At 71.3% G+C, this 18290-nt stretch carries 17 protein-coding genes; 8 read left to right on the top strand and 9 right to left on the bottom strand.

Going from position 1 to position 18290, the window contains the following annotated elements; translation table 11 throughout:
• Nucleotides 1-39: 39 nt before the first annotated feature.
• From ACBJ32_RS44035 to ACBJ32_RS44025, 3 genes are all read left to right on the top strand, one after another.
• Nucleotides 40-1242: an ATP/GTP-binding protein gene (locus ACBJ32_RS44035; protein WP_375131898.1), complete on the top strand. Its 1203-nt coding sequence runs from the start codon at nucleotides 40-42 to the stop codon at nucleotides 1240-1242.
• Nucleotides 1243-1304: 62 nt separating this feature from the next.
• Nucleotides 1305-1880: an RloB family protein gene (locus ACBJ32_RS44030; RefSeq protein WP_375131896.1), complete on the top strand. Its 576-nt coding sequence runs from the start codon at nucleotides 1305-1307 to the stop codon at nucleotides 1878-1880.
• 78 nt (nucleotides 1881-1958) lie between these two features.
• The gene (locus tag ACBJ32_RS44025) at nucleotides 1959-3590 is read left to right on the top strand and encodes a serine/threonine-protein kinase (protein WP_375131895.1); all 1632 of its coding nucleotides are present in this window, start codon (nucleotides 1959-1961) and stop codon (nucleotides 3588-3590) included.
• A 228-nt stretch (nucleotides 3591-3818) separates the two neighbouring features.
• Here ACBJ32_RS44025 and ACBJ32_RS44020 read toward each other — a convergent pair whose 3' ends face one another.
• The gene (locus ACBJ32_RS44020; protein ID WP_375131894.1) at nucleotides 3819-4406 is read right to left on the bottom strand and encodes a TetR/AcrR family transcriptional regulator; all 588 of its coding nucleotides are present in this window, start codon (nucleotides 4404-4406) and stop codon (nucleotides 3819-3821) included.
• Nucleotides 4407-4476: 70 nt separating this feature from the next.
• Between ACBJ32_RS44020 and ACBJ32_RS44015 the strand changes: the two genes are divergently transcribed.
• Complete coding sequence (locus tag ACBJ32_RS44015; protein WP_375131981.1) at nucleotides 4477-6180, top strand: ABC-F family ATP-binding cassette domain-containing protein; 1704 nt, start codon at nucleotides 4477-4479, stop codon at nucleotides 6178-6180.
• Nucleotides 6181-6245: 65 nt separating this feature from the next.
• On the top strand, nucleotides 6246-7118 hold the full coding sequence (locus ACBJ32_RS44010; RefSeq protein WP_375131893.1) for a virginiamycin B lyase: 873 nt from the start codon (nucleotides 6246-6248) through the stop codon (nucleotides 7116-7118).
• A 261-nt stretch (nucleotides 7119-7379) separates the two neighbouring features.
• On the opposite strand, the gene ACBJ32_RS44005 is transcribed toward ACBJ32_RS44010, so the two are convergent.
• Entirely contained in the window at nucleotides 7380-8327 is a 948-nt protein-coding gene (locus tag ACBJ32_RS44005; protein ID WP_375131892.1) for a quinone oxidoreductase, read from the bottom strand.
• Nucleotides 8328-8544: 217 nt separating this feature from the next.
• Between ACBJ32_RS44005 and ACBJ32_RS44000 the strand changes: the two genes are divergently transcribed.
• A complete protein-coding gene (locus ACBJ32_RS44000) occupies nucleotides 8545-9165 on the top strand; it encodes a LysE family translocator (protein ID WP_375131891.1) in 621 nt (206 codons plus the stop codon).
• Between the two features lie 53 nt (nucleotides 9166-9218).
• Here the strand turns inward: ACBJ32_RS44000 and ACBJ32_RS43995 are convergent, their stop codons facing one another.
• From ACBJ32_RS43995 to ACBJ32_RS43985, 3 genes are read right to left on the bottom strand one after another with little or no spacing between them, the layout of a single operon-like run.
• The gene (locus tag ACBJ32_RS43995; RefSeq protein WP_375131890.1) at nucleotides 9219-10361 is read right to left on the bottom strand and encodes a PucR family transcriptional regulator; all 1143 of its coding nucleotides are present in this window, start codon (nucleotides 10359-10361) and stop codon (nucleotides 9219-9221) included.
• Nucleotides 10361-11152: an ABC transporter permease subunit gene (locus ACBJ32_RS43990; protein ID WP_375131889.1), complete on the bottom strand. Its 792-nt coding sequence runs from the start codon at nucleotides 11150-11152 to the stop codon at nucleotides 10361-10363. The genes ACBJ32_RS43995 and ACBJ32_RS43990 overlap by 1 nt, the downstream gene beginning before the upstream one ends.
• Nucleotides 11130-12041, bottom strand: a complete 912-nt coding sequence (locus tag ACBJ32_RS43985; protein ID WP_375131888.1) for an ABC transporter ATP-binding protein — start codon at nucleotides 12039-12041, stop codon at nucleotides 11130-11132. The genes ACBJ32_RS43990 and ACBJ32_RS43985 overlap by 23 nt, the downstream gene beginning before the upstream one ends.
• A 147-nt stretch (nucleotides 12042-12188) precedes the next feature.
• On the opposite strand from ACBJ32_RS43985, the gene ACBJ32_RS43980 reads away from it, so the two are divergent.
• Nucleotides 12189-12470: an antitoxin gene (locus ACBJ32_RS43980; RefSeq protein ID WP_375131887.1), complete on the top strand. Its 282-nt coding sequence runs from the start codon at nucleotides 12189-12191 to the stop codon at nucleotides 12468-12470.
• 48 nt (nucleotides 12471-12518) lie between these two features.
• On the opposite strand, the gene ACBJ32_RS43975 is transcribed toward ACBJ32_RS43980, so the two are convergent.
• Entirely contained in the window at nucleotides 12519-13856 is a 1338-nt protein-coding gene (locus ACBJ32_RS43975; protein WP_375131886.1) for an MFS transporter, read from the bottom strand.
• A gap of 125 nt (nucleotides 13857-13981) precedes the next feature.
• Here ACBJ32_RS43975 and ACBJ32_RS43970 point away from each other — a divergent pair, with 125 nt between their 5' ends.
• On the top strand, nucleotides 13982-15469 hold the full coding sequence (locus tag ACBJ32_RS43970) for a cobyric acid synthase (protein WP_375131885.1): 1488 nt from the start codon (nucleotides 13982-13984) through the stop codon (nucleotides 15467-15469).
• A gap of 33 nt (nucleotides 15470-15502) precedes the next feature.
• Here ACBJ32_RS43970 and ACBJ32_RS43965 read toward each other — a convergent pair whose 3' ends face one another.
• The 3 genes from ACBJ32_RS43965 to ACBJ32_RS43955 all read right to left on the bottom strand — a co-directional run bounded on the left by ACBJ32_RS43965 (nucleotide 15503) and on the right by ACBJ32_RS43955 (nucleotide 18266).
• Nucleotides 15503-16318, bottom strand: a complete 816-nt coding sequence (locus tag ACBJ32_RS43965) for an SAM-dependent methyltransferase (RefSeq protein WP_375131884.1) — start codon at nucleotides 16316-16318, stop codon at nucleotides 15503-15505.
• A gap of 96 nt (nucleotides 16319-16414) precedes the next feature.
• Nucleotides 16415-17425, bottom strand: a complete 1011-nt coding sequence (locus ACBJ32_RS43960; protein ID WP_375131883.1) for a 1-acyl-sn-glycerol-3-phosphate acyltransferase — start codon at nucleotides 17423-17425, stop codon at nucleotides 16415-16417.
• 25 nt (nucleotides 17426-17450) lie between these two features.
• The gene (locus ACBJ32_RS43955; RefSeq protein WP_375131882.1) at nucleotides 17451-18266 is read right to left on the bottom strand and encodes a patatin-like phospholipase family protein; all 816 of its coding nucleotides are present in this window, start codon (nucleotides 18264-18266) and stop codon (nucleotides 17451-17453) included.
• Nucleotides 18267-18290: the final 24 nt, after the last annotated feature.

Here is an 18290-nt window from a genome sequence, read left to right as displayed (position 1 = left end):
AGTGTAGGGTTCTAGTCGACTTCAGACAGGGAGAAGATCGTGTTGTTGCGTTTCCGGGTCGCCAACCACCGGTCGATCCGCGACGAGCAGACACTCTCCCTGACGGCCGCTCCGCGCCGGGGAGAGGCGAAACGGACAGAACCGCTCAAGGTCGCCGGGATCTACGGGGCCAATGCCTCGGGAAAGTCCAATGTCCTGGACTCCCTGCGGTGGATGTCCGACGCCATCCGGCTGTCCCACACCCACTGGAAGCCGACCGGAGGAGTGCCGAGACGACCGTTCAAGCTCTCCCCCGCAGGGCAGCAGACCCCGTCGTTCTACGAGGTCGATTTCCTCCACGAGGGCGTCCGCTACTCCTACGGCTTCGAAGCCGATGACGAAGTGGTGCTCGGCGAATGGCTCAACACCTTTCCGCGAGGCCGCATCAGAAAACTTTTCGACCGCAGCGGCCCAGCTGATTTCACCTTCGGCCGCGGCCTAACCGGCGAAACACAGCGCATCCGCAAGCTCACCCGCCCGAATTCGCTGTACCTCTCGTGCGCGGCGTCCAACAACCATCCGTTGCTCAGCGACCTCTACCAGAGCCTGACGTCCAGCGGCGCCTATTTCATTCAGCACGGCGAGTTGCACGAAAGATTCCGCCTCGACGTCGTGAAGCACATCCTGGACGCCGAATACGTGACGGACGACATCAACGAACTCCTCCGCATCGCGGACCTGGGCGTCGAGCGGATGGAGTTGCTGGAGACAGGCTCGCAGGAGAAGAAGGTGGTCCTGCGCCGGCGGATGGACGCTCCGCCGCTGAGCCTGGAGGAGGAGAGCGCGGGAACGAGGGCATGGCTCTCCCTGCTGGGACACACGCTGAGCATCCTCTACATCGGCGGCACCATGCTCGCCGACGAGATCGACTCCAGCCTTCATCCGCTGCTCAGCTCGACACTGATCCGGATGTTCAAGGATCCCGGCATCAACCGGTACGGCGCCCAGCTCATCTTCTCCTCGCACGACACCACGCTTCTCGGCTCCCTGCTCGAGGCGGAGGTCCTCGCCAGGGACGAGGTCTGGTTCACCGAGAAGGACGACTCCGGGGCCACGAGCCTCTACTCTCTCGCCGAATTCCACACCAGGCGTGACGAGAACATCGAACGCGGCTATCTGCAAGGCCGTTACGGTGCGGTGCCGTACCTCAATTTCGAGAGCATTCGCGAGATCTTCATGAAAGGGCCCGTCAAGAAACCATGAGCCCCAGGCGTAGCCCCCCGCGCCTTGACCGTCCCATAGGCCGACGAGCCCCGAAGAAGCGCGTGCTCATCGTGTGTGAGGGCGAAGTCACCGAGGTCGAGTACTTCGAAGGCGTCCGCGACTACTTCCGCTCTCTCCCCGTGGAAATCCACAACTGCAAGGTCATCGGTCTCGGACGTGACCCGGCGACCATCGTCACGTACGCCATCAGGGAACGTGACAAGAAGGACAAGGAAGCGCGTGCACAGCGGGACGCCAACATTGCCTACGACGAGGTGTGGTGCGTCGTGGACGTCGACGAGCACAAGACTCTCGACGAAGCCGTGATCGAGGCCCGGAGAGGGCGCGTCAACCTCGCGATCTCCCTGCCTTGCTTCGAGTTGTGGCTCCTCTACCACTTCGAGGACCACACCGCAGCCTGCGGCCAGGAACGTGTGAGGCAGCGGCTCAGGAAGCACATCAAGAACTACGACAAGCACTTGGGACGGGACTTCCCCTTCGCCCATCACGAGATCGCGCGCGAACGGGCCCGGCGAGCCGACCCCGAGCACTGTGAGCCCAATCGAAGGGGCCGAAACCCCTCCACCAACGCCTGGCTGATCGTGGAGGTCATCCGCCAATCAGGAAGGCACCGCTGACCGTTCCCTCCGGCCCCGTACGCGTGTCTTGGCGCTGGATCTGCGGCGGGAAGCCCCGCATCGGTAAGCTAGCGCGCCGTGAGCGGTGAAACCTCCCACATCGGGCGCTACAGGCTGCTTGGCGTGCTCGGGCGGGGCGGGATGGGCACGGTGCATCTCGCCGAGGATGCCGCTGGGCAACGGGTCGCCGTCAAGGTGATCAACCCCGAGCTCAGCCAGCACGAGCAGTTCCGCATGCGCTTCCGCAGGGAGGCGGACGCGGCTCAGCGGGTGCGCAGGTTCTGCACGGCAGCCGTGATCGAGGCCGCGCTGGACGGCGACCAGCTCTACGTGGTCACCGAGTACGTGCCGGGCCCCAACCTCGAGGAGGCCGTACGCCGGTCGGGCCCCCTGCGCGGCTCCAGCCTCGACGCGCTGGCCGTGAGCGTGGCCACCGCGCTCACCGCCATCCACGCCGCCGGGGTCGTGCACCGCGACCTCAAGCCGTCGAACGTGCTGCTGTCGCCCGTGGGCCCCCGGGTGATCGACTTCGGTATCGCGCGGGCGCTCGACACGCTCGGCGGCGTCACCGGCACCGGCGAGATCGTCGGCACGCCCCGTTACATGGCCCCCGAGGTCCTGCGGGGCGACCCGGTCTCCCCCGCCTGCGACGTGTTCTCGTGGGGCTGCCTGGTGGCGTTCGCGGCCAGCGGGCGGGCGCCGTTCGGCGGCGACACCCTGCCCTCCATCGTCTACCAGGTGCTCAACAGCGAGCCGAACCTCGACGCCGTCGAGCCCGGCCTGCGCGAGCTGGTCGCGGCGGCGCTGCGCAAGGACCCGGCCACCCGGCCCACCGCGCAGCAGCTGCTCGACCACCTCGTCGGGCGGGCGGCGGCACCGGAGCAGGCGGCGCACACCGTCCAGGTGGCCTGGCAGACGACTCCCTACACGTCCGCTTCCCCGGTCGCGGCCAAGCGGGCACACCGCGGGCGGCTGTACGGGGCGCTGGCGGCGGCCGCCGCGGTCCTGGTGGCCGGGGGCGTGGCCGCGTGGGCCCTGCTCGTGCCCGGCGGGCCGCCCGACGACATGGGCGTGCTCTTCCGGGAGGACTTCACGCAGACCTCCGGCGGCTGGATCGGCATGTACGACCCGGAGGACACCACCAGCCAGGGATACCGCGCGGACGGCACGTACGGGCTGGACGCGGAGTGGGACGGCGGTCGCGACGAGCGCTGGGCCAAGGCGCCCGTCCCCTTCCTGGTCAGCACGCCCACGGGCACGCCCGACCCGTCGGCCAGCCCCACGCCGATGTTGCCCTCGTCCGTCGTCATCGCCGTCACCGCCGACGTCACGAAATCCGTCGGGTCCGGCGAGTACGGCATCTACTGCCACAACTCCGACCAGGACGACACCTACTACGAGTTCGGGCTGGACACGAAGGGCAGTGCCAGGATCCGGCGCATCGTGGACGGGGCGGGCGGGACGATGGCCCAGCCCGTACAGGTGACCGACCTCGGCCGCAAGGCGCGGCTGGTGGCGGCGTGCGAGCAGGCGGGCTCGACCGTCCGGCTGCGGATGTGGGTGAACGACGAGCTGGTGCAGGACGTCGAGGATCCGAACGGGATCGGGAACGGGACGCTCGGGCTGTTCGCCCGCACGCCGCAGGACGGGCAGTCGTTGCTGAGGGCCACGTTCGACGACTTCGAGCTACGGGGGCGCAAGGAGCACTGACCGAGGAGCTCCGAGGGCCCTTGGGAGCTCTGACGGGCCTTGAGGAGCCCTGAGAGGCCGCGACGAGCCCTGATGCCCGTTCGCCCGGGCGCGAGGGCTCGGGCGGCGACGCTGGGAGCACACCGGCGCAGGTCGTGGCGCCCAGAGCACACCGGCGCAGGTCGTGGCGCCCAGAGCGCACTGGGGCGGGCGGCTGCGCTGAAAGCATGCTGGTGTGGGTCGCGGCGTTCAGAGGACGCCTGCGCGGGCGGCGGCCAGAGCGGCGTCGGCGGCGCGGTCGGCGTCGCGCTCGGTCACCGGCTCGTGCGCGACGAACAGCCGGTAGTAGACGGGCGCGACCGCCACCCTGATCACCTCGTTGGGATCCACGACGTCCGGCAGCTCGCCGCGCGCGATCGCCCGCCGCACCACCTCGGCCGACTGCTCGTGCCTGGCCGCGAAGAACTCGTGCAGCGCCCGCGCGGCAGCGGCATCCTGTACGGCCGCCGCCACGAACGCCGTCGACACCGGCCCCAGCTCCGGATCGGCGAACCCGCTACGGACGAGCTGCACGACCCCTCGCAGATCCCCCTCGACGGAGCCGGTGTCGGGGATGGGCCACGGCTCGTCCCTGGCCAGCTCCAGCGCGTCGGAGATCAGCCCCTCGACCCCGCCCCAGCGCCGGTAGACGGTCGTCTTGTGCACGCCTGACCGCTCGGCGACGCTCTCCACCGTCAAGCCCTGGTAACCGCGCTCGGCCAGCTCGGCGAGCGTGGCCTGCCGCACGGCGTCACGGACCCGCGCGCTCCGCCCTCCAGGGCGCTTGCTCGTCTCCAAAAACTACTCCAGTTGCATTAACTTCTCCCACGTGGCACACTAACGCTACCTCAGTTGCGATTGGAGTTCCATCCTGATCAGTCTCCGCGAAGTCTCCAAGTCCTACGGCGATCGCGCCGTCCTCACCGGCGTCTCCCTGTCCGTGGGGCCGGGCGAGCGCGTCGGCATCGTCGGCGAGAACGGCTCGGGCAAGTCCACGCTGATGCGCCTGATGGCCGGCGTCGAGCGGCCCGACGACGGCGAGGTGCGGGTGGCCGGCGACTTCGGCTACCTCGGCCAGACGCTCGGGCTGCCGCCCACGCACACCGTTCAGCAGGCCGTCGACGCCGCGCTGGCCGGCCTGCGGGCCATGGAGCGCAGGATGCGGGAGCTGGAGTCCGCGCTGACCGAGGAGGTCATGGACGAGTACGGCGAGCTGCTCACGGCGTACGAGCTGCGCGGCGGCTACGAGGCGGACGCCCGGGTGGACCGGGCGTTCCACGGCCTCGGGCTGGCCCGAGTGGGCCGCGAGCGGCGGCTGTCCAGCCTGTCGGGCGGCGAGCAGGCGCGGCTCGGCCTGGCCTGCGTGCTGGCCGCCGCGCCGCGCGTGCTGCTGCTCGACGAGCCGACCAACCACCTCGACGAGTCGGCGCTGACCTGGCTGGAGGCCCGGCTGCGCGAGCACAGGGGCGCGGTTGCCGTGGTCTCGCACGACCGCGTCTTCCTCGATCGGGTCGTCACGGCGATCGTCGAGGTCGAGCACGGCACCGCCACCCGCTTCGGAGGCGGGTACACCGGTTTCCTCGCGGCCAAGGCGGCGGCCAGGGCCCGCTGGGAGCAGGCCTACGCGGCGTGGTGCGAGGAGGTGCGGCAGGTCCGCGAATACGCGTCCACCACCGCACACCGGGTGGCCGCCGGCCGGCTGATGCGCGACAACAACAAGATGGCCTACGACCGCAACGCCGGGCGGGTGCAGAGCTCGGTGGCCGGCCGGGTGCGCAACGCGCACGAGCGGCTGCGCCGCCTGGAGGCCGACCCGGTGCCCCGCCCACCGGCCCCGCTCCGCTTCCGCGGCACCTTCGACACGGGCTCGGCCCCTGGAGCGCCGCACGAGGCCGAGCAGGCGAGCGGGCACGGCCTCCCCGGCGACGCGGCGAAGCAAACCGGCCAAGGCACGGCCACCCACGATTTCGCCGAGGGCACGACCAGGCGTGACCCCGGCGCAGCCGCGTCCGGCGACGCAGGCGGGGGCGCGGCGGCTCGCGTGCTCGTGGAGCTGCGTGACCTGCGGATCGGCGACCGGCTGCGGATCGAGTCGCTGACGATCAGGGAGGGCGAGCGGCTCCTGGTCCGGGGCGCCAACGGGGCAGGCAAGTCCACGCTGCTCCAGGCCCTGGCCGACCGGGCCGGCTGCAGGGTCGGTCATCTGGCACAGGAGGTGACGTTCGATCCCGAGCAGAGCGTGCTGGAGGCGTACGGGGAGGGTTATGCCGACGAGCGCCGCGCGGCACTGCTGGACACCGGCCTCTTCAGGGCGCACACCCTCGGCCAGAAGACAGGCGCGTTGTCGGTCGGGCAGCGGCGCAGGCTGGCGCTGGCCCGGCTGCTGGCGCGAGAGCACGACCTGCTGCTGCTCGACGAGCCGACCAACCACCTGTCGCCGGTCCTGGCCGAGGAGCTGGAGCGGGCACTTGACGCGTACCGGGGCGCGCTCGTCCTGGTCTCGCACGACCGCGCGCTCGTCCGGCGCTTCCGCGGGACCGAGATCGAGCTGACCGGAGGGCGCGTACGTTGACCAAGACCCCGGCCGCCGCCGACCGGCATCCATCGACACCGACCACCACCATCGGGGGGACATCCATGTTGACCATGATCGAAGCGGGCGCGCCGTACGGCATCGCGACCGCGGCCGACGGAGCCATCTGGTTCACGCTCGTCCACCAAGGCTGCGTCGGCAGGCTGGTGCCCGGCGAGGAGCCCGTGATCCACCGGCTCGACCCGGCCGACGGGCTGCCGACGGTGATCGCACCTGGGCCCGACGGGGCGATGTGGTTCACCGAGTACAAGGGCGGGCGCATCGGCCGCATCACCGCCGAAGGCCGGCTCACGGTCCACGAGACGACCACGCCGTACGGAATCACCGCCGGGCCGGACGGCGCGATGTGGTTCACCCAGCTCGAGGCCACGAAGATCGGGCGGATCGGGGCCGACGGTGCGTTGACCGAGTTCGAGGTGCCGGTGGAGGGCGGCATGCCGTCGTTCATCACGGCGGGGCCCGACGACGCCCTCTGGTTCACCCTCAACCAGGGCAACGCGATCGGGCGCATCTCGCTCGCGGGCGAGATCACCGTGCATCCGCTGCCCACCGAGGGGGCCGCACCGGTAGGGATCACGCTCGGGCCAGACGACGCCCTCTGGTTCGTCGAGATCGGGGCGGGGCAGGTCGGGCGCATCGACACCGCCGGCAAGATCACCGAGCATCCGCTCCCTGACCGGGCCGCGCGGCCGCACGCGATCATCACCGGAGCCGACGGCGCCCTCTGGTTCACGGAGTGGGCGGCCAACCGCGTCGGGCGCATCACCGTGGACGGCGTCATCGAAGAGCACCCGCTGCCCAGTGTGCCCGGAAAGGGTGAGGATGAGGGGAAGGCCGAACCTCACGGGCTGACGGCCGGGCCGGACGGGGCGATCTGGGTCGCGCTGGAGGCAGGCGCACTGGCCCGCCTCGGCTGACGACCGATGGGCTGCACGCGCCGCCGTGGGCCGGTCCGGATGCGAATCGAACACCCCGGCCCGGCCCAACCCCGTCAGCCCTACGGCCCCACAGCCTTCACGGCCCCGCAGCTTCACGGCCTCACGGCACCGCAGCCTTGACAGCCTCACGGCACCGCAGCCCCACGACCCCACGGCCCTGCAGCCCCACGGCCCTGCAGCCCCAGGGCCCGACTGACGCCCCCGGCTCTACGGCTTCGGCGCCTTCCGCCCTGGTGGCTCTCAGGGGATCAGGAGCAGCTTCCCGGTGGTGCGGCGGGCGGCCAGATCCTCGTGCGCCTGCCGCGCCTCGGCCAGCGGATACCGGTGCGAGATGTTGATCGCGAGCTGCCCCTCGGTGATCCACCCGAACAGGTCGGAGGCCCGCCGCAGCAACTCCTCCCGCTCGGCGATGTAGTGAACGAGCGTGGGCCTGGTGAGGAAGAGCGAGCCCTGCTTGTTGAGCGTCTGAGGATCGAACGGCGGGACGGGCCCGCTGGCGGCCCCGTACAGGGCCATGAGGCCACGCGGACGCAGCGCCTCCAGCCCGCCGTCGAACGTGGACTTGCCGACACCGTCGTACACCACGTCGATCGTGCCGCGCAGCGCCTCGGCGAAGTCGTCGTACCGCAGCACCTCGTCCGCGCCCGCCTCCCTGGCCAGCTTCTCCTTCTCGCTGGTGGAGACCGTGGTGTACACCTTGGCGCCCTTGAGCTTGGCCAGCTGGATGAGCAACTGCCCCATGCCGCCCGCCCCGGCATGCACGAGAACCTGGTCGCCCTCCTTGACCTCATGCGTGGAGTGGGTCAGGTAGTGGGCGGTCATCCCCTGCAACATCGTCGCAGCCGCCACCTCGGCCGACACCCCGTCCGGCACCGGCACCAACCGGTGCGCCGGCACCACGGCCTTGTCGGCGTAGCTGCCGAGCACGTTCGCCCACGCGACGGTGTCGCCCACGGCCACGTCCCCCACCCCCGCCCCGACTGCCGACACCGTGCCCGCTCCCTCGGAGCCTATGGGGGTGGGCAGGGGGAGGGGGTACGCACCTGAGCGGTGGTAGATGTCGATGAAGTTCACGCCACTGGCGGCGACGTCGACCACGACCTCCCCGTCACCGGGGACAGGGTCGGGCCGCTCGACGTATTCGAGAACCTCTGGGCCGCCTGGGGCGGCGACGATGATGGCATGCATGGTCCTAGTCAACCCCTCCCCTCAGGACCAACGCCACCCGGGCCCGGACCCGCCCCCCCACCCCGCCACCGCCTCGCTCGACGTCTCCCAGGCTTCGGCTGACATGCAACCCCCAGGGAGGGCCGTCATGACACAGAAGGCCCGAAAGGCCTGAGGTGTCGGGAGGGGGCCGGTGATTCAACGGGATCTGGTGATTGTCTGTTGTAGCCTCACGTGCGTGGACATCGCAGGATCCGTCTGGTCGTTCGCTGCCGTGGTCGCTCTGCTCACGCTGACGCCCGGCCTCGACACGGCCCTGATTCTGCGCACGTCCCTGCTGGCCGGGCGGCGGCCCGCCTGGGGTGTGACGCTCGGCATCCAGCTCGGCACGCTCTGCTGGGGCGTGCTCACCGCCGCCGGGCTGTCGGCGCTGCTGGCCGCCTCTCAGGTGGCCTACGACGTGCTGCGCTGGGCCGGAGCGGCGTACCTGGTGTGGATGGGGCTGCGCATGCTGCTGAGCAGGCATGGGGAACTGCCTGAGGGCCGGCAGCAGGAGGAGATGCGCTTCGGCAAGGGGTTGCGGCGCGGGCTGCTGACGAACCTGCTGAATCCCAAGGTGGGCGCGTTCTATGTGGCCATGTTGCCGCAGTTCATCCCTGCGGAGGCGCCGCACGCGCTGATGGGGCTGGCGCTGGCCGGGGTGCACGTGGCCGAGGGGCTGGTGTGGAGTGCGCTGCTGATCGGGTTCGCGTCGTGGATGGGCGGGATCCTCCGCTCGGCTGCCGTCCGGCGGTTCCTCGACCGGCTGACCGGCGTGGTGATCGTGGGGTTCGGGGTACGGCTCGCCGTGAGCGACTGAGCTGAACGTCAGCGGCCGGCCTCCGCCCGAGCGACTGCGCATGTCACGGGAGGTCAGCCGTGGGCGGGCCAGCCCAGCAGGCGGGCGCCCAGGACGGCCGTTTCCAGGGTGAAACGCTGGGTCGGGTCGTCGGGTGAGAAGCCGGTCAGGCGGCGGATGCGTTCCAGCCGGTACGTCACCGCCCGCGGGCTCACCCCCAGCCGCCGTGCCGCGGCCGTCTGGTTGCCGTGGGAGGCGAAGATGGCCTCCAGCGTCTCCAGCAGCGGCTCGTGCCCGCCCCGCGCCTCCAGCAGCGGGCTGAGCACGCTGTGCACCAGGTCCTCGATGGCGCTCCTGTCGCGCAGCAGCACGGGAAAGACCAGCAGGTCGGCGGCCTTGACCACGTCGATCTTGAGGCGGAGCCCGTCGGCCAGCTCCAGGGCCTGCGCCGCCTCCCGGTAGGAGGCCACCACTCCCCCGGGCCCCCGGTGCGCGCGGCCGACGCCGACGCGCCAGCCGGGCGGGAAGCGGGCGCGTACGTGGTGGGTGAACTCCCCCACGGCGGCGGGCAAGGTGGCCGGGGCCACGCACACCAGCAGCCCGTCGCGTACGGCGACGAGCACGTTGTGGGAGCCGAACCGGGTGATCAGGTCGCGCTCGATGCGGTCCCGATCGTGCTCGATGCGACCGCCAGGGTCACGCCCCACCCGGCCAGCGTCACGAGCCTCCCGGTCAAGGCCACGGTCGCCCTGGTCAACGCCCCGGTCGCCCCGGTCAAGGCCACGGTCGGCCCGGGCCTGGCGATCGTCGCGCAGGCCGCGGGCCACCGTCACCACGTACGACTCGGCCAGCCGCAGCCCGAAGTGCTCGGCCCGTTCCGCCAGCCGCTCGGCCCGCCCCTGGAGCAGGTCGTCCACGAACTCCCTGCGCGCGCTCTCCTCGCTCCGGATGGCCGCGAGCTGCGCCGCCTCGTACCCCTCCATCAGCGCGGAGACCGCCTTGCGCAGCACCGGCAGCACCCCTGGCAGGTCCTCGCCGGCGGCGAGCGCGGCGTCGACCAGGGCCCGCAGCGGCAGCCCCAGCTCGGCGGCCCTGGCGCCGGCGGCGCGGTAGGCGTCCAGCGCCTCCCTGTCCGGTAACCGGCCCGTCGCCGCGTGGTCGGCCAGCCGCTGCCAGTGCCCCTTGAGCAGGTCGGCGGGCAGCTCGGGGATCGCCATCAGACTCCTACGTCACGCCTGTCGAAGGCGAGCACCGCGGTGAGCGCGAGTACGGCCGTCGCCCCCGCGAGGACAAGGTAGTCCCCGACCGGCAGCCCGTCGTACAGGGGCCTGCCCTCGGCGTAGTAGTGGAACGGCGAGACCCACTTCAGCCAGGCGATGGCGTCCACGGACCGGCCCACGGTGACCACGGTGTAGCCGGCCGCCGCCCACACGCCCACGACGGCGGAGGCGACGAGCCTGCGCCCGGTGGCGGCGCCGGCGGCCAGCGCCACGGTGCCGGAGAACAGCCCGAGCAGGAGCACCCCGGTGTGCCCGGCGAGGATCCGGTCGAACGGCACCCCGGTCTCCATGAGCGCGCTCATCCCCACGGCCACGACGAGCGTCACGACGGCCACCAGGAGCAGGCCCAGGGCCAGCGCGGCGAACTTGCCGAGCACGAGCCGCCGCCGGTCCACCGGCAGCGTGACGACCAGCTCCAGCGTGCCGGTCTCCTCGGGCCCGGCCAGCGCCCGGTTGGCCAGCAGCGTCGCGCAGGCGATGAACAGCATGGGGACGAAGAGCTGGTAGACGACCGTCTGGAGGTAGCCGGCGCCGGACACCATGTCCGTCATGCCGCCCATGAGGTCGCGCAGCGGGCCGGGGAACTTGGCGACCGCCGCGGGCCCGTACGTCTCCGGGCTCTCCCGGATGCTGCCGTAGACGGTCAGGTAGAGGGCGATGAAGGCGCTGATGCCGATGGTCCACCAGATCAGCATCCGCCGGTAGTCACGCAAGCTTCTGGCGATCATCGTGCTCCTCCTCGCCGCTGTAGTAGGTCAGGAAGATCTCCTCCAGGTCCGGCTCGGCGCTGACCAGGTGGACGACCGTGAACTTCGCCGCCGCCTTGATCAGCGCGTCGGGGCGGCCGTCGATCGTGCAGCGCACGCCGGCCCCTTCGACGCGCAGGTCACGTACGCCGGGCAGGTTCTCGAAGGCGGCGGCCGGCACGGGCGACTCGAAGTGCAACTCGACCCTGCGCACCGCCTTCTCGCGCAGCGCGGCGATGTTCTCGACGGCGACCAGCCGCCCCGCGCGTACGATGCCGACCCGGTCGGAGACGCTCTCCACCTCGGCCAGCACGTGCGAGGACATCAGGACGGTACGGCCGGACGTGCGCACCTCGCGCACCAGCGCCAGGAACTCCTGCTGCACCAGCGGGTCCAGCCCCATGGTCGGCTCGTCGAGTATCACGAACTCCGGCTCGTGCATGAACGCCTGGATCAGCCCGATCTTCTGCTTGTTGCCCTTGGAGAGCTTGCGCATCGGCACCGTCAGGTCGGCGTCGAACCGCTCGGCCAGCGCCTCGATCCGGGAGGCCGGCACCCCGCCGCGCACCCGGCCGAGGAAGCGCAGGTAGTCGATGGCCCGGTCGCGGCCCTCCAGCACCAGCTCGCCCGGCAGGTAGCCGATCCTGGCGCGGGTGGCGGGGTCGCGCGGGGCGCCCCCGAGCACGCGTACGGCACCGCGGGTGGGCCTGATCACGTCGAGCAGGAGGCGCAGGGTGGTGGTCTTGCCCGCGCCGTTGGGCCCCAGGTAGCCGAAGATCTCGCCCGGCTGGATCTCGAGTGTGAGGTCCTCCAGGCCCCGGCGCCTGCCGTAGTACTTGGTCAGCCCTTCGGCCTGCACTACTGCTGTCATGCCCGCATCGTCCCGCTTGCCGGGCCTGGCGTCATTGAGCGAGTACGGCAGCTTGCGCCCGGGTTCGCTTCCGGAGCCCGGCAAACATCATTCAAGGCTCCGGGGGTAGGGGCAAGGGTCGAAGTCTGAAGGAACGGGGAATTGGCCATGAGCCGCATAGCAGACTGGCTGAAGAAGGCGGAGAACCTTGCCAGAGGGCACTCCAAGCAGGCCGACCAGGTGCTTGACCGCGCCGAGCGGTATGTGAAGGAGCGCACCGGCCACAAGTACGACGACCAGATCGGCAAGGGTGCGGACGCTGTGCAGCGCCGTTACGGCGGGGGCACGAACGGCACCACGGGTGAGCAGCGGCCGCCGTACCCGCCCCAGGAGCCGACCCAGCCGTACTCCCAGGAGGAGCGCGAACGGCGTACGCCGCCGCAGGGCTGAGAGACCAAGGGGGCGCGGCCGCCGCCACGCCCCCTCGGCACCCGCGGGTCAGCGGCCGGCGGCCTCCATCACCTTGCGCGCGTCCCGCTCGAACGAGGCCCTGGCCCCCAGCGTGAGCAGGCCGCCGACGGCCATGGGAAGCACCAGCACGTACATGCCGGTCAGCAGCGAGCCGGACTGGTCCGACACGATGCCGACGACCAGCGAGCCGAACGCGCTGCCGGCCGTGAGCAGCAGTTGCAGTACCGCGAACCCGAGGCCGCGTGAGGCGGCGGACACGACGTCGGCCAGGCAGGCCGTCATGTTGGGGATCGCGATCGACATCAGCGAGCACGCGACGAGCACCAGGATCGTCAGCGCGCCGAGGGAGTCCATGGACAGCGCCGCGGCCAGCACCAGCGAGCCGGCCGTGATGCCGCTGCCGCCCGCCAGCAGCCTGCCGCCCTTGCGGGTGCCGTGCCACTTCCTGCCCAGCCACGAGCCGACCAGGGTGCCGATCAGCGTGCCGGCGATCGTGATCAGGCCGCTGATCGAGCCCGCCGTGCCGACGCTCGCGCCGAAGCCGCGCACCATGAGCGTGGGCAGCCAGAAGAAGATGCCGGCCAGGCCGAGGCTGAGCAGTGCCAGTCCGGCGCAGACGAAGAGCAGGGTCGGGATGGCCAGCACCTGACGGAGCTGCGCCCAGAACGGCGGCTTGCCCTGCGGCTTCACCGGGGCCTGCGAAGCCTCCGGCGGCTCCGCCGGCGTCTCTCCGGTGGCGACGAGCCGGTCGAGCTCGCCGCGGCGCGGCTCGCGCAGGAACCACACGAGCAGCGCCGTGAGCACGCCGGGCACGACCATGATGAGGAACGCGGTGCGCCAGGAGAACGCGTCGGCCAGCACCCCGCCGAGCAGGGTGCCGACGCCGCCCAGGTAGGTGGTCACCCGCGTCAGCCCGTACGCCTTGGCCCGGCTGACCGGCGGGTAGTAGTCGGCGAGGAGGCTGCCGGCGGCCGGGTTGTCGATGTTCTCGGCGGCGGCCAGGAACACGCGCATCAGGTAGAACATCGCGAAGCCGGTCGCCATGCCGGAGCCCAGCGTGGCGATGGCCCAGCAGAAGACGACGATCGCGATGATGCGGGTGCGGCTGAAGCGGTCCGCCAGGTATCCGGCGGGCAGCGACACCACGACCGCGGCCAGGGCGGCCGCCGTGGGGATGGACCCCGCGGCGGTGTCGCTGAAGCCCCATTCCTTCTGTATGAGCGGGAGCACGCCCGACAGGAGGTTGTGCTCGATCCGGTCCACTAGTCCGACGATGAAGAGCACCACGAGGGGTGCCCAGCCGAATGGCGCGCGGGACTGCGCGTCGATGGTGCCTGTACGCGGCGAACCGAACGTCCCGACCATGCCCACCCTTTCCGTAGGGAAATCTAGAATTCCGTTCTAGGGCAATGTTCTAGCCAGAGTGGCAGAAGTCACAGCGTTCGTAAATGGGGAATTACCGTGAATTTGCCTCCGTGTACCGTGATCCCATGGTCAAGGGGGCGGTGCTGGTCGCGGGCACCACATCGGACGCGGGCAAGAGCGTCGTCACGGCGGGCATCTGCCGCTGGCTGGCCCGCCAGGGCGTCCGCGTGGCGCCCTACAAGGCGCAGAACATGTCGCTGAACTCGTACGTCACCGCCGACGGCGCCGAGATCGGCCGGGCGCAGGCCATGCAGGCGCAGGCGTGCGGCCTCGAGCCCGTGGCCGACATGAACCCGATCCTCCTCAAGCCGGGCAGCGACCGCCGCAGCCAGGTCGTGCTGATGGGCACCCCGGTGGCGGACGTGGACGCCATGGAGTACGGCGCGCTGAAGGACCTGCTGCGCACCACGGCCCTGGAGGCGCTCGGCCGGCTGCGCGAGCAGTACGACGTGGTGGTCTGCGAGGGGGCGGGCAGCCCGGCCGAGATCAACCTGCGCCGCGGCGACATCGCCAACATGGGCCTGGCCAGGGCCGCGAACCTGCCGGTGATCGTGGTCGGCGACATCGACAGGGGCGGGGTGTTCGCCGCCTTCTACGGCACGGTGGGCCTGCTCGACGCCGCCGACCAGTCGCACGTCGCCGGCTTCGTGGTGAACAAGTTCCGGGGCGCGAAGGAGCTGCTGGAGCCGGGGCTCGACATGATCAGGGAGCTGACCGGGCGTCCGGTGTACGGGGTGCTGCCCTGGCTCGACGGGCTCTGGCTGGACGTGGAGGACTCACTGGCCCTCGACAACCGCCAGGTCGCCGTGCGCGGCCCGTACGGCAGGCAGACCCTCAGGGTGGCGGTCGTGCGGCTGCCCAGGATCTCCAACTTCACCGACGTTGACGCGCTGGCCGCCGAGCCGGGCGTGGTGGTGCGCTTCGCCACCGATCCGGTCGAGCTGGACGACGCCGACCTGGTCGTGCTGCCCGGCTCCCGCGCCACGGTCCGCGACCTGGCCTGGCTGCGGGAGACCGGCCTGGCGGCGGCCGTCCGCGCCAGGAAGGGGCCCGTGCTCGGGATCTGCGGCGGGTTCCAGATGCTCGCCGACGAGATCGTGGACGAGGTCGAGTCGGGGGCGGGGCGCGTCGAGGGGCTGGGGATCCTGCCGGTACGGGTGACGTTCGGGCGGGAGAAGCGGCTGGCCAGGCCCGAGGGGACGGCCTACGGGCAGCCGGTGCGGGCCTACGAGATCCACCACGGGGTGGCCACGATCGAAGGGGGCGAGCCGTTCCTCGACGGCTGCCGGGTCGGCGACGTCTGGGGCACCACGTGGCACGGCATCCTGGAGAACGACGGCTTCCGCCGCGCCTTCCTCGCCGACGTGGCGGCGCGGGCCGGGCGCGACTTCGTCCCGGACCCCGCCACCGACTTCGCCGGGCTGCGCGAGCAGCGGCTCGACGCGCTCGGCGACCTGGTCGAGCGGCACCTGGACACGGACGCGCTGCTCCGCCTCATCGAGCAGGGCCCGCCCGAGGACCTGCCCACGCTGCCGCCCGGCACGGTGCGGTGAACACCCGCGGCGCCCGGCGATCCCGGGTGTGGGCTACGGCTTGCGGCCGACGGCGCCGTACTGGAACACCTCGCGATCGGTGAAGCTGGTGCCGGGCCCGGGCCGCCACTTCGGCAGCGACACCAGACCGGGCTCCACGAGCTCCATGCCGTCGAAGAAGGCGAGCAGCTCCTCCTCCGTACGCAGGGTGAGCGGGGTCGCGCCGGAGGCGTTCCAGCGGGCGGCGGCCTCGTCCATCGGCGGGCACTTCAGGCTGTGGGCGACCGCCAGGTAGCTGCCCGGCGGCAGCGCCTTGAGCAGCGTGCCCACCGAGGCGTGCGCCTGTTCGGCGTCGGGGACGAACTCCAGCACGCCCATCAGCATCAACGCGACCGGGCGGGAGAAGTCGAGCGTCCGCTCGGCCTGGTGCAGGATGTTCTCCGGCTCGCGCAGGTCGGCGTCGATGTAGTCGGTCTCCCCCTCCTCGGTGCCGACCAGCAGGGCTCGGGCGTGGACCAGCACGATCGGGTCGTTGTCGACGTACACGATGCGGGCCGCGGGGTTGACCGCCTGCGCCACCCCGTGGGTGTTGCTCTCCGTCGGGATGCCCGTGCCCACGTCGAGGAACTGGGCGATGCCGCACTCGCCGGCCAGGTGGCGTACGGCGCGGCCGATGAACTCCCGCTCGGCGCGGGCGTTGACCGGCAGGTCCGGCATGATCTTCACGATCTCGTCGCCGACCTCGCGGTCGGGCGCGTAGTTGTCCTTGCCGCCCAGCCAGTAGTCCCACACGCGAGCCGGGTGCGGGACGGAGGTGTCGATGCGGGCCAGCTCCGCCGCCCTGTCGATCCTCTGGGGCCCCTCGCCCATCAATGCCTCCCCGTTGGCATCCATGTTCCTGCTGTCAGAGATCAACATAGACGCCGGAGGCCGGGCATGTGGGGCGAATCCCCACCAAGACCCGGCTCAGCCGGGCCTGGCGGCCATGCGCTGGGCCGTGATCCACTCGTCGATCCGCTCCCAGTGGTCGTACAGCCAGAGGATGCGATCCTCGCGGCCGCGCGGGATGGCGGCGGCGGGCACCCGCCACCACTTCGCGGTGATGTGCGCGCGGATGGGCAGGTAGCGCCAGATGTCGTGGAGCGTGACCAGGTCGTCCAGGCCGGTGTGCGCGACGAAGACGACGTCCGCCGACGGGCACGCCTCGATGGCCGCGATGGCGCCGTTCGGGCGGGGCGGGAGCAGGTGGTCCATGCCGCGCGCCCGCTCCGCCTCGGCGAGCAGCCCCCTCTCCTCCAGGCGCGTGATCGCCTTCTGGCGGCGGCGCGGGGTGAAGTTCCCGCCCTCGGGGAAGATCACCAGGGCGTCCTGGCCGCTCATCGTGGCGGCCAGGCGGCGGATCTCCTCGATCACCAGGGTGCGCCCGGACTTGCGGGGGACGAAAGCGTTCGGCAGCCGGTTGATGATCACGTCGAGCGAGGGGTCGTACTGGAGCGCGGCCTTCATGACGATGCGCGGCCGGCGCCCGTAACGCTCCAGGAGATGATGGATCAGCAGGAAGGAGTCGCCGGGGCCCGCGTGCCGGGACAGCACGATGATCGGCTTGGCCGTCCGGCCCTCCGGCTCCTCGCCCGCGGGTTCCGGCTCCTCGATGTCCACGCGGAGCTGGAAGATGTGCACCGCGGTCGTGTACACCTTCTCCAGGAACCACTTGATCAGCGCGTAGTGGTGTTCCTGCCGCCGGGCCCCGCCCGCCACCCACAGCCACGCGCAGGCGACCAGCACGGCCGACTCCAGCGTCAGCCACACCGTCGCGAACCAGACGAACCGCGCGCTCCTGCGCTGCGGCGGCGGCAGGCGGAGCGCGGCGGCGGCCGCGACGACCAGCCAGAACGGCAGCGTCACCACCATGAACACGGTCAGCACGATGACCAGGGGCGCCAGCACGAGCCTGCGCAGGATCCGAGGTGGGAGCACCCGGGCCTCCTTCAGGGGTCTTCCTTCATCCTGCCCTGTTCCGCAAATAGCTGGAAGACGCCTGGTAGGCCCGGTCGATGCAGGCCGAGATCTGCGACACGTCGCGATAGCGCAGCGGCGAGAGCGGCTCGGTGATCCCCGACGGAAGCACGTGCACCTCCACGCCCGGCGGCAGCGTGGCCAGGTCCTCGGCGAAGCGGTGCCGGCGGGCGATCTCGAACGCCACCATGCCCACCTCCCAGAACCGCCTGGGCGGCGAGAGCGGGCGCTCGATGCGGCCGACGTGCAGGACGTAGACGCGGCTCGCGCCGAGCATGACGGCCCGCCCGATCGGGATGCTGTGCACCAGCCCGCCGTCGTAGAAGTGCTCGCCGCCGATCACGACGGGCGGCAGCAGCCCGGGCACCGCGCACGACGCCAGCACCGCCTCCACCAGCGGCCCGCCGCTGAACCAGTGCGCCGCCGCCCGCTCGACCGAGGCCGCCACGCACTGGAACGGAACGGCCAGCTCCTCGATCCGCGAGACCTGCACGGTCCTGCTCAGCACCGCGCGTAACGGGCCCATCGGGTGCAGGTGGGTGCCCGTCCTGGCCAGCGTGGACAGCCGGGACACCCAGGACCCGGCGAACGCCGTACGGACGACGTCGGACTGCCACAGAGCCGTCAGCCTGGCGACGGCGTCGGCGGGGTCGGCGGCGATGACGGCGCCGTTCAGCGCGCCGACGGACGTGCCCACGACGAGGTCGGGACGGATGCCCGCCTCGTCGAGCGCCTGCAGCATGCCCACCTCGTGCGCGCCGAGCACGCCGCCGCCACCGAGCACGAACGCGGTCCCGGCCATGCTGGAATTCTGCACCTTACGCGC

It is taken from the genome of Nonomuraea sp. GTA35 (assembly GCF_041950525.1).
Classification (GTDB): Bacteria; Actinomycetota; Actinomycetes; order Streptosporangiales; family Streptosporangiaceae; genus Nonomuraea.
The sequence above is the reverse complement of the archived record's forward strand: the minus strand, read 5'-3'. Positions and strand labels throughout refer to the sequence as shown.

Coding starts and splice junctions, on each gene's coding strand:
- ACBJ32_RS44010 (WP_375131893.1), top strand. CDS start 6,246: ATGTTGACCATGATCGAAGCGGGCGCGCCGTACGGCATCGCGACCGCG.
- ACBJ32_RS44005 (WP_375131892.1), bottom strand. CDS start 8,327: ATGCATGCCATCATCGTCGCCGCCCCAGGCGGCCCAGAGGTTCTCGAA.
- ACBJ32_RS43995 (WP_375131890.1), bottom strand. CDS start 10,361: ATGGCGATCCCCGAGCTGCCCGCCGACCTGCTCAAGGGGCACTGGCAG.
- ACBJ32_RS43990 (WP_375131889.1), bottom strand. CDS start 11,152: ATGATCGCCAGAAGCTTGCGTGACTACCGGCGGATGCTGATCTGGTGG.
- ACBJ32_RS43985 (WP_375131888.1), bottom strand. CDS start 12,041: ATGACAGCAGTAGTGCAGGCCGAAGGGCTGACCAAGTACTACGGCAGG.
- ACBJ32_RS43980 (WP_375131887.1), top strand. CDS start 12,189: ATGAGCCGCATAGCAGACTGGCTGAAGAAGGCGGAGAACCTTGCCAGA.
- ACBJ32_RS43975 (WP_375131886.1), bottom strand. CDS start 13,856: ATGGTCGGGACGTTCGGTTCGCCGCGTACAGGCACCATCGACGCGCAG.
- ACBJ32_RS43970 (WP_375131885.1), top strand. CDS start 13,982: ATGGTCAAGGGGGCGGTGCTGGTCGCGGGCACCACATCGGACGCGGGC.
- ACBJ32_RS43965 (WP_375131884.1), bottom strand. CDS start 16,318: ATGGGCGAGGGGCCCCAGAGGATCGACAGGGCGGCGGAGCTGGCCCGC.
- ACBJ32_RS43955 (WP_375131882.1), bottom strand. CDS start 18,266: ATGGCCGGGACCGCGTTCGTGCTCGGTGGCGGCGGCGTGCTCGGCGCG.